Origin of the sequence: Aeromonas sp. ZOR0002, from assembly GCF_963866995.1 — a bacterium.
GTDB classification, from domain to species: domain Bacteria; phylum Pseudomonadota; class Gammaproteobacteria; order Enterobacterales; family Aeromonadaceae; genus Aeromonas; species Aeromonas caviae.
Window position 1 is genome coordinate 16,512 of record NZ_CAWMFQ010000185.1, and the last position, 10,961, is coordinate 27,472.

At 62.6% G+C, this 10,961-nt stretch carries 6 protein-coding genes, 1 tRNA gene and 1 pseudogene; 6 read left to right on the top strand and 2 right to left on the bottom strand.

The features are described from left to right. Together AACR77_RS11245 and AACR77_RS11250 are read left to right on the top strand one after the other, a co-directional pair. Window positions 1-985, top strand: a pseudogene (locus AACR77_RS11245) (efflux transporter outer membrane subunit); the annotation flags it as partial. A gap of 329 nt (window positions 986-1,314) precedes the next feature. Next, window positions 1,315-2,310, top strand: coding sequence for a sulfate ABC transporter substrate-binding protein (locus AACR77_RS11250; protein WP_042881496.1), 996 nt, complete (start codon window positions 1,315-1,317; stop codon window positions 2,308-2,310). 240 nt (window positions 2,311-2,550) lie between these two features. Here AACR77_RS11250 and AACR77_RS11255 read toward each other — a convergent pair. Together AACR77_RS11255 and AACR77_RS11260 are read right to left on the bottom strand one after the other, a co-directional pair. After that, window positions 2,551-2,626 (bottom strand) — tRNA-Thr (locus AACR77_RS11255). Between the two features lie 87 nt (window positions 2,627-2,713). Next, entirely contained in the window at window positions 2,714-3,454 is a 741-nt protein-coding gene (locus AACR77_RS11260) for a phosphatase (RefSeq protein WP_005324180.1), read from the bottom strand. A gap of 468 nt (window positions 3,455-3,922) precedes the next feature. On the opposite strand from AACR77_RS11260, the gene AACR77_RS11265 reads away from it, so the two are divergent. The 4 genes from AACR77_RS11265 to AACR77_RS11280 form a co-directional block, all read left to right on the top strand. Then, window positions 3,923-4,576: a TetR/AcrR family transcriptional regulator gene (locus AACR77_RS11265; RefSeq protein WP_005324182.1), complete on the top strand. Its 654-nt coding sequence runs from the start codon at window positions 3,923-3,925 to the stop codon at window positions 4,574-4,576. A 47-nt stretch (window positions 4,577-4,623) separates the two neighbouring features. Continuing rightward, entirely contained in the window at window positions 4,624-6,948 is a 2,325-nt protein-coding gene (locus AACR77_RS11270; RefSeq protein ID WP_042881498.1) for an acyl-CoA dehydrogenase, read from the top strand. Window positions 6,949-7,109: 161 nt separating this feature from the next. Further along, window positions 7,110-10,172 carry an efflux RND transporter permease subunit gene (locus AACR77_RS11275; protein WP_042881500.1) on the top strand — a complete coding sequence of 1,021 codons (3,063 nt, stop codon included), beginning with the start codon at window positions 7,110-7,112 and terminating at the stop codon, window positions 10,170-10,172. A 15-nt stretch (window positions 10,173-10,187) separates the two neighbouring features. Further along, on the top strand, window positions 10,188-10,961 hold a 774-nt coding region (locus AACR77_RS11280; RefSeq protein ID WP_042881505.1), incomplete at its 3' end, for an efflux RND transporter periplasmic adaptor subunit.

The following is a 10,961-nucleotide window of genomic DNA, read 5'->3' on the forward strand; positions in this document are numbered from 1 at the left end:
TCAGGCCCTTGAGACCTATCTGGCGCAAATCGAGACCCAGCGCAGCACCCAGATTGCGCTGGTGGCCTCGGTGGCCAATGCCTACTTCACCCTGCTGGCGGATCAGGAGTTGCTGGCCCTGAGCCAGGCGACCCTCGCCACCGAGCAGGAGAGCTATGCCCTGACCGAGCACAAATACCGCCTGGGCGCCGCCTCCGAGATGGAGCTGGCCCAGGGGCGCACGGCACTGGAAAACGCCAAGGTCAGCCAGGCGCAATACCAGCGTCTGGTGAAGCAGGACAGAAACGGTCTGGCCCTGCTGCTTGGCACCGATATCCCGGTGCTGGCGGCACAACCGGCTACCCTGGCCGAGGTGAAACTGGCGCCGATCCCGGTGGGGGCTCCCTCCAGCTTGTTGCAACAACGCCCGGACATCCTGGCGGCGGAGCACAACCTGAAGGCGGCCAACGCCAACATAGGGGCGGCCCGCGCAGCGTTCTTCCCGACCATCTCGCTCACCGCGACGGCGGGCACCGCCAGCAACCAGCTGAGCGGTCTGTTTGACGGCGGCACCGGCACTTGGACCTTCATGCCCCAGATCAATCTGCCCATCTTCGACGGCGGCAAGCGCGTTGCGGATCTGGACGTGGCCGAGGTGGGGACCAGGCAGGCGGTGGCCAGCTACGAGAAGAGCATCCAGACCGCCTTCAAGGAGGTCGCGGACACCCTCGGTGCCCAGGCGGACTACGCGCAGCAGTTGCAGGCGTAACAGGCGCTGGTGGATGCCAACCAGACCTACTTCAGGCTGGCGGAGGTGCGTTACGAGCAAGGGGTGGACAGCTACCTGACGAGGCTGGATGCCCAGCGCTCCCTGTTCAGCGCCAAGCAGGGGCTCATCAGCACCCGGCTCGCCCAGCTGAGTAACCAGGTCGCCCTCTACAAGGCCGTCGGTGGCGGCTGGCAGGCGCCGAAGGACGCAGAGCCGGCATCAGACAAACAGGGTTGACCCGTCGGGGTTGACGTAAAAAGCATCAGGGGCGAACCACTAGGTTCGCCCCGTTTTTTATCTGTCATGTCGAGAAGCCAAATCGAGGCTGGTGACAACGGCGCTCCCTGCCCGGGGCAGGGAGCGGGCAGGAGGAGCCCCAGGCTCATGGGCGCCGTCCTCGGCAGCCATCATGGCCCGCCTGGAGGTGACCACCTCATCGCCGTCATCCGTTGCGCCGGACCCAGGAGATGCCATTTATCGCATAAGCTGAGCAGTAATTATTCTTTCAAAGAATAAATGGTCGGCTCTTATAGTCAGTCACTCGCCCCTCATTCCAAGGATGTGAAATGAAACGACTCGTGCCCGCCACCCTGCTTGTTGCAGGACTGGCTCTCGCCCCGCTGGCCCAGGCGACCACCCTGCTCAACGCCTCCTATGACGTGATGCGCGATTTTTACAAGGAGTACAACGGAGCCTTCCTGAAGCACTGGCAGGCCGAAGGCGGGGAGCCACTGCAGATCAACATGTCCCACGGCGGATCGAGCAAGCAGGCGCGCGCCGTCATCGACGGCCTGCCCGCCGATGTCATCACTATGAACATGGCCACCGACATCAACGCCCTCGCCGAGCATGGGGGCCTGGTGCCCAAGGGGTGGGCGGATCGCCTGCCGGATCACAGCGCCCCCTTCACCTCGGCCACCGTGTTCATCGTGCGAAAGGGCAACCCCAAGGGGTTGAAGGATTGGCCTGATCTGCTCAAGGAGGGGGTACAGGTCATCGTGCCCAACCCCAAGACCTCGGGGAACGGCCGCTACACCTATCTGTCTGCCTGGGGGTATGTGCTGGAGCAGGGGGGCGATGAAGATGCGGCCAGGGCATTTGTCGGGAAGCTGTTCAAGCAGGTTCCCGTGCTCGACACCGGCGGCCGCGCCGCCACCACCACCTTCATCCAGAACCGCATAGGGGACGTGCTGGTCACGTTCGAAAACGAAGCCGAGATGATTGCCCGGGAGTTCGGTCGTGGCAGCTTCGAGGTGGTCTATCCGAGCGTCACCGCCGTGGCCGAGCTGCCGGTGTCAGTGGTGGACAAGGTGGTCGACAAGCAGGGTACCCGCAAGGAGGCCGAAGCCTATCTGGCCTATCTCTGGTCCGACGAAGGCCAACGCATCGCTGCCAGCAACTATCTACGCCCGCGCAACCCGGCGATCCTCGCCGAGTTTGCAGACCGTTTCCCGAACGCCACCTTCCTCGACGTGGTGAAGACCTTCGGCGCGTGGCCTGTGATCCAGCGCACTCACTTCAAGGAGGGCGGGGTGTTCGACCAGATCTATGCCCAGCGCTGAGGCGCCTCTGGATAACGATGCTTGCCCAGGTGCAGCCGAGACGTGGCTGCCTGGCAGCCCTCTCTGTCGGTGGGGCCAGGTTGGTGCGTCAGGCTCTGAAAGATGAACAGGACCGTCGCGGATGGCGGTGTCCTGGAGGGGGAGGGTGTTCTGGCGCAGTCACTTCGGCGTCTTGGCCAGAGACCCGGGACAAAAAGCACGAAGGGTTGGCCTCGCACTGAGGCCAACCCTTCGTCTGTCTGGTGCCGGTAATAGGAGTCGAACCTACGACCTTCGCATTACGAATGCGCTGCTCTACCAACTGAGCTATACCGGCGGCTTGATGTTCAGAGTCGTGAAAAAAGCCGGACAAGTCAATTGAGCCAACTCGATTTTATGAGTTGGCTCATGATGTTAAGGCATATCAGAGGTCAACGAACTCCGGGATGTGAGCACGGCCGCGGCTCTCGAGAAAATCGAGCAGGGCGCGGGGGGAGCGGGCCAGGATCCGCTCATGTGGGAAGTTGGCTTCGGTGACCAGCCGATGGCAGTGATCAAAGTCGCCGAGGCTGAATGCCACGTGAGAGTCGGAGCCGAAAGTGAGGTAGGCACCCAGATCGCGCGCCGCCTCGACGATGGCGCGGCAGTTGCTTTCACTGCCTGCACGGGAGTGACTGAACGAGGAGTTGTTGACCTCCAGCGCCACTCGATACTCTGCCGCTGCCTTGACCACCGCCTGAATATCGATGGGGAAGGCGGGATTGCCGGGGTGGCTTATCATGTCGACCCGACCGCTTCGAATGGCGTTGATCATGGCCTGGGTGTGGGTCGCCTGATCGCAGGGGGGGAACACCGGTTCGTGAAAGCCCGCCATGATCATGTCGAGCCGCGATTCGTAGCGCTCGGGGAAGTCTATTTCACCGTCAATGTTCTTGATGTTGGCTTCTATGCCGCGCAGGATGCCGACCCCGTCCACGACTCTGGGCAACACGTGCAGATTGACGAAATGCCAGTAATGCGGGGCATCTGCCATGTCCGGGCCATGGTCCGTGGTGGCGAACAGCTTGATCCCCTTGGCTTTGGCGATGGGCAGGTAATCGTGAATGGTGCTGTAGGCGTGGGTGCTGGCGACGGTGTGCGTGTGGGTATCGACCGTATACTTCATCTTCTCTCCCCTCTGGCATGAGGCGACAGCATAGCAAGATTGGCGAAGCCGGGCCATGTGGCTGGTTGCCATACTTTGTCACAATTTGGGTCTGTGCTGACAAAGTCTGATGACGTTTCACTGCGAGGATGGCGACATCGATGCAAGCCTGAACACCCATCGATGGGTCGACACTGGATGGTCAGACCCGTTTTCCCCGCCGTCGCCCCTGCGACGGTTTTTTTTGGTTCTCTGTCGGCGCATCGGGTGACGGCAGGCCAAAAAAATGCCCAACTAGCATGACGCAGGTTGGGCGAGACTTAATGTTTAATTGCAGTGGCATAGATATAGAGTGCCGTCTCGCCGCGAAGTTCCCGCCATCTTCCCTCTTTTTTGATTAAAAACATTTAGCCAACACTTGTTCACATTCTCTTGACATGGGTGGGCGTGAAACGTACTTTTTAAACATTCGTTTAAGTGAGGTGTCCAGTGAGTAAAATCGATACCAAGAACCGTATTCTCGACGCCGCCGAGGTGCTGTTTGCCGAGCGGGGGTTCGCCGATACCTCGTTGCGTCTGATCACCAGCGAGGCCGATGTGAACCTGGCTTCGGTCAATTATCACTTCGGCTCCAAGAAGGAGCTTATCCAGGCGGTGCTCGACCGTTATCTGAGCCTCTTCATGCCGGCACTGGACGGGCGGTTGCAGACGTTGATGGCGCAGGATCAGCTGACCCTGTTGCAGGTGTTCGAGAGCTTTGTCGAACCCCTGATGAAACTGTCGGCCGTCAGGGCGAATGGCCCGGCGCTCTTCATGCAGTTGCTGGGGCGCGGCTATATCGACAGTCAGGGCCACCTGCGCCGCTTTATAACCACCCATTATGGGGCGACCCTGCACGGGATCACCCAGGCCATCTCCAAGGCCAATCCGGATTTGTCGCCAGCGGATCTGTTCTGGCGCCTGCACTTCACCCTGGGCACCGTCGTCTTCACCATGGCCTCGGCCGATGCCCTGCGTGACATCGCCCAGGCCGATTTTGGCCAGCAGCTCGATGTGGAAGGGCTGGTGCGCAACGTTATTCCTTATCTGGCGTCCGGTGTCGGGGCGCCCGTGGAGTCGACCAGGCTCTCCCTGGCCGTGTAACACCTAACAATAATCAACGGAAACAGTGAAATAGAAGGAACTTCGGTATGATCACATTGCTTGTCCTGCTGGTGCTGGCGATAGCCGTGGTGCTCGGTGTCCCCGCCATCCGTAAAAAGGTGGTGACCCGCCCCGTGTTCGGCATCTTCAAGAAGATACTGCCGCCCCTGTCGGCCACCGAGCGGGAGGCCATGGAGGCCGGCTCCGTCTGGTGGGACGGGGAGCTGTTTCGCGGCAACCCGGACTGGAAGAAACTGCACGGCTACGGCAAGGCCGAACTGAGCGCAGAAGAGCAGGCCTTTATCGACAACCAGGTCGAAACCCTGCTCGCCATGGTGGACGACTTCAAGATCGTCAACGAGACCAAGGACCTGCCGGAGCCGGTGTGGGACTATCTGAAGAAAGAAGGCTTCTTCTCCCTGATCATCCCGAAATCCTACGGCGGCCGCGAGTTCTCGGCCATCGCCAACTCCACCATCGTCACCCGTATCGCCACCAAGAGCCTGAGTGTCGCGGTCACCGTCATGGTGCCCAACTCCCTCGGCCCGGGCGAGCTGCTGATGCACTACGGCACCCAGGCCCAGAAAGATTTCTGGCTGCCGGGGCTGGCCAACGGCAAGGAGGTGCCCTGCTTCGCCCTGACCGGGCCGGAAGCGGGCTCCGATGCGGGCGCCATCCCGGACAAGGGGATCGTCTGCAAGGGGATGCACAAGGGGGAAGAGGTGCTGGGCATTCGCCTGAACTGGAACAAGCGCTACATCACCCTGGCGCCGCGTGCCACCGTGCTGGGGCTGGCGTTCAAGCTCTATGACCCGGAAAAACTGCTGGGTGACAAGGAAGAGATCGGCATCACCTGTGCGCTGATCCCGACCAGTCACCCTGGCGTGCGCGTCGGCGATCGCCACTACCCCATGGGGTTGGCGTTCCTGAACGGCCCGACCTTCGGCAAGGATGTGTTCATTCCGCTCGACTGGATCATCGGTGGCCCGGATTACGCCGGCCGCGGCTGGCGCATGCTGGTGGAGTGCCTCTCCGCCGGTCGCGGCATCTCGCTGCCTGCCCTTGGCACCGCCTGCGGTCACATGGCGAGCCGCACCGTGGGCGCCTACTCCTATGTGCGCAAGCAGTTCGGCATGTCCATCGGCAAGTTTGAAGGGGTGCAGGAAGCGCTGGCCCGCATTGGCGGCCTCACCTATCAGCTCGAAGGCGCTCGTCGCATGACCGCAGGTTCCCTGGATTTGGGTCAGGCACCGGCCATCGTCACCGCGATTTCCAAGTACCACATGACCGAGATGGCACGCCAGGTGATGGATGACTCCATGGACATCCACGCCGGTCGCGCCATCCAGCTGGGCCCGAAAAACTACACCGGCTACGCCTACATGGGCATTCCAGTGGCCATCACGGTGGAAGGGGCCAACATCCTGACCCGCAACCTGATGATCTTCGGCCAAGGGGCCACCCGCTGCCATCCGTATGTGTTTGCCGAGCTGGAAGCGGCGGCCGACCCCGATGTGGAGCGCGGTCTCGAGAAGTTTGACGCCCTGTTGATGAAACACATCGCCTTCGGTACCGGCAACTTCTTCGGTGCCCTGTTCCAGGGGCTGACCCTGGGCCAGTTCAACAGCGCGCCGGTAGCTGGCGAAACCGCCCGCTACTACAAGCAACTCTCCCGCATGAGCAAGGGGCTGGCCCTGTGCGCCGACGTCTCCATGCTGATGCTGGGTGGCGATCTCAAGCGCAAGGAGATGATCTCCGCCCGTCTGGGTGACGTGCTGAGCCACCTCTACCTGGCCTCCGCCACCCTCAAGCATTACGAGGATCAGGGCCGCATGGTCTCTGACCTGCCGTTCGTGCAGTATGCGGTGGAGCGCAACCTCTACCTGATTGGCAAGGCGTTCGAGGGCTTCTTCCAGAACTTCCCGAACAAGGTGGTGGGTGCCGTACTCAAGCGGGTGGTGTTCCCGTTCGGCGTCGGTTACAAGATGCCGGCGGACGATCGCTGCCATGCCATCTGCCTGGCCATGATGACGCCGGGCGAGTTCCGGGATCGTCTGACCGCGCTCTGTTATGTAGGCAAGGACGAGGCGGATCCGGTGGGGCTGATGGAGCGTGCCTTCCAGGCCATGGTCTCGGTGCAGCCCATCGAGAAGAAGCTGGTGCAGGCCCAGAAAGAGGGCAGACTGCCCCGCAAGCTGGCGCTGCCGGAGCTGGTGGCTGCGGCCCTGTCCCAGTCCATCCTCGGCAAGGAGGAGGCGGACAAGCTGCTGGCCGCCGATGCCCTGCGCTACGAGGCTATCCAGGTGGACAACTTCGCTCCTGGCGAGCTGGAAGGATTGTCTCAACCGAACACGGTCGAGCATGCAGCCTGACCCCGAGCGTAAACCGACAACCGGCCCTAGTGGCCGGTTTTTTGTTGTTTAACCAGGCATTTACAAGGTCGATTAATTCCAGTTTAATGCAATGGCCCCCACCCTTGGGGCAGGAAGCAAGGCCATCGGAATGGCCGATAACAACAACTCAGGAAGAGTGAATGAACCTCGCCAAAACGGCGATCGAACGCCCCATCTGGGTGGCGGTCTCGGTCGTGCTGATTTTTTTGCTGGGCCTGCTCAGCATCCGGGGACTGCCCGTCCAGCTGTTCCCCGACATAGACCGTCCTCACCTCAATATCACGGTGGACTGGCGCTCGGCCTCGCCCCAGGAGATGGAGTCGGAGATAACCGATCCCATCGAGCAGGAGATGCAGGGGGTACAGGGGCTCAAGAGTCTCAGCAGCAACAGCTACCCCGGCTTCACCGAAATCGACATGGAGTTTGCTCTCGGCACCGACATGCAGCGGGCCCAGCTTGACGTCATCTCCCGCCTGAACCGGGTCTCGGGGCTGCCGGACAACATCGGTGGTCCTTACGTCAACAACTACAGCAGCAACGACACCCTGACCTTCTTCTTCATCCAGCAACTGCCCGGCGCCAAGGGGGAGATAGACGATCACCAGGCGCTGATCGAGGCGCGGGTCAAGCCCGAGCTGGAGCGGATCCCCGGGGTGTCCACGGTCGACATTGAGGGGATCAACGAGCGCCAGATCCAGATCCGCTTCGACCCTTACCGCGCCGCCGAGCTGGGGGTGGAGATCCCGGTGCTCGCCAGCCGGGCAACGACGGGCTGGGATGTGTCGGCCGGGACCCTCGACATCGGACGCTGGGAGTACAAGCTGCGCTTTGCCGGTCGCTATGACGTGGCGGCCCTGGGGGACAAGGTGGTGGACTGGCGTGACGGCCTGCCCATCTATCTGCGGGACGTGGCCGAGATCAGAGTGGCCCGGGAGGAGAACCCGGTGCTGCGCATCCAGAACGGCAACACCGCCATCGCGGCGCAGATCTTCAAGGAGAGCGGCGCCAATGCCCTGGCGGCGCTCGAGGGGATCAAGGCCAAGGTCGGGGAGCTCAACCGGGAGGTGCTGGAGCCGGTCGGCCTGCACATGGAGCAGTCGTTTGACGCTTCCCTCTATATCAACCGGGCGGTGAGCATGGTGACCGCCAACCTGGGGCTCGGGGTGCTGCTCTCCTGCGCCATCCTCTGGGTCTTTCTGCGCCAGCTCAAGGCGACCCTGATGATCGCGATCGCCATCCCCATCAGCATCATGCTCACCTTCTGCCTGCTCAAGGTGATGGGGCGGACCCTCAATATCATCTCCCTGGCGGGCATTGCGTTTGCGGTCGGCATGGTGCTCGACGCCGCCATCGTGGTGCTGGAGAGCATCTACCGGCGCCATGAGCGGGGTGACATCAGCAAGGGAGAGGCGGCGCTGGAGGGCACCCGCCGGGTGTGGACAGCTCTGGTGGCGTCCACCCTGACCACGGTCGCCATCTTCCTGCCGGTGCTCCTGCTCAACGACGTGGAAGGGCAGTTGTTTGCCGATCTTGCGCTCACCATCGCCTGCGCGGTGACCGTCTCCATGGTGGTGGCGGTGACTGTGTTGCCTGCGGTGGCGGCGCGCTGGATGGGGCACGAGCGGCTGATTGATCCCTTTGAGCGCCTGTGGTGCCGCGTCACCCGCCATGTGATCCGCTGGACGGCCACCGCCCCCAGGCGCTGGGCCATCATCGTCCTGATGATGACGGGGCCTGTGCTGGTGAGCTGGTTGATGTTGCCCAAGATGAACTACCTGCCGGATGTGAAGCGGGACGCCATCGACGTCTGGATGAGTTTCACCCCCGGGGTCAATCTCAAGGCCCAGCGGGAGGAGGTGATCGATACCCTGATTGCCCGCCTCGACCCCTATATGAAAGGGGAGAAGGAGCCTGTCCTCAAGAACTACTACATCCTGCGCTACCCGGGCGGTGCCCAAATCGGGGTGCGGCCAAAGGAGGATAACCAGATCAAGGTGCTGGAGCTGCTCTTGATGAAGCAATTGCTGGTGGGCATTCCCGACACCCGGGTGTTTGGCGGTCAGGGGTCCCTGTTTGGCGGTTTTGACAGTGAAAACAGCATCTCCCTGCTGATCCAGGGGGGTGGGCTGCCCGAACTCTATCAGGCGGCCCGGGAGAGCATGACCATAGTGCAGCGGGACTTGCCCGGCGCCCAGGTCAGGCCAGAGCCCGGACTCGATTTCACCGCTCCCGAGCTTCGGCTGGTGCCCCAGGACAGGCGCCTGGCCGAGGTGGGCTGGGATCGCTCCCCCATGCCCGCCATCATCCAGACCTTCGGCGATGGTCTGCGGGTCGGCGAATATTTCGACGGGGATGAGCGGCTCGACATCCTGCTGATGGGGCAGGCCTCCGCCAACCCGGACGAGCTCAAGGCGGTGCCGCTTGCTACCCCGTCCGGGCGCATCGTTCCCCTTGGGGAACTGCTGCGGGTGGAGCCACAACTCGGGCCTGAGAGCATCTTCCGATCCGATGGGCGGCGCAGCATCAGTCTGCAGATTTCGCCCCCGGCGGGGATGAGCATGGAGCAGGTGCTCGACACCCTGCAGCACAAGAGCTTTGCCGCCATCCGGCCGTTGCTGCCGGCCGGGGGGGAGCTGCGGGTCGCCGGCAATGCCGACAGCCTGCAGCAGGCGCTCGGCAACCTCGGCAGCATCTTCCTGTTCGCCGTGATGATACTGCTCATTCTGCTGTGGGGGGTCTTCGCTTCCCTCAAGGATGCCGTGCTGGTGCTGCTCACCTTGCCGCTCGCCACCGTAGGCGGCGTGCTGGCGCTGCACCTGAGCGGACTGGTGGCGCCGCTGCCGATGGACTTGCTCACCATCATCGGCTTCGTCATCCTGCTCGGGTTGGTGGTCAACAACGCCATTCTGCTGGTGCACCAGACCAGGATGGCCGAGCGGGAGGGGATGAGCCGACAGTCGGCAGTCACCGATGCTCTGCAAAGCCGGATGCGTCCCATCGCCATGACCAGCCTCACCAGCATCTTCGGCATGCTGCCTCTGATGTTGAGTCCGAGCGAGGGGAGCGAAATCTACCGGGGGCTGGCCACCGTCATCGTCGGCGGCATGAGTTGCAGCACCCTCTTCACCCTGATCCTGTTGCCCGCCTTTCTGCGGTTGGGGGAGCAGACCGACATACCGCACGCCCTTCGGCAGCGTGCCTGAGCAAGGAGCTCATCGATGACACAAGGTTTCACAAGGATAGTGGTGGGGGCTCTGCTGCTGGCTGGCGGGCTGCCTGCGTTTGCACAAAGCAAGATGGTGACGCTGGCGGAGGTGGCCCAGGGAGAGGCGGGGGCCAGCATCTGGGTCAGCGGCACGGTGGCGAGCCGCCAGCAGGCGGCGCTCAGCGCCGAAGTGAGCGGTCGGGTGGAGTGGATAGCCGAGTTTGGCAGCCGGGTGAAGGCGGGGGACGAGTTGCTGCGCCTGGACAGCGCGACCCTGCGCCTCTCGCTGGAGCAGGCGAGGGCGGAACAAGCCAGAGAGGGGAGCAATCTGCGTTACGCTCGCGCCGAGTTCCAGCGCCTGGATCGTTTGCACCAGCAAAAGAGTGCCTCCCAGAGCCAGTATGACAAGGCGCGCTATGACGTGGAGCAGGCTGAGCTGGCCGAGCAGCTGGCGCGGGTGCAGGTGCGCCAGATTGAGGAGCAGCTGCGCAGAAGCCGCATCTTTGCCCCGTTTGACGGAGTGGTGAATGAACACTTCATCCAGCCGGGGGAGCATGTGGATGCGGGCGAACAGGCGCTTGAGCTGGTCAATCCGGACCAGCCGGACATCCGGTTGCGTGCGCCCATTGCCTGGGCCCGGCAACTGGCCACCCAGACCCGGTTGCGGGTGGAAGGGGAGCAGCTCAGCAGCCACGCCATCTATTACCAGCGAGCGGCGAGCGCCGATCCCAAGTCCCGGCTCATCGAGCTGCGCCTCAAGCCGGAAGCGGGCACGTTCATCATCGGC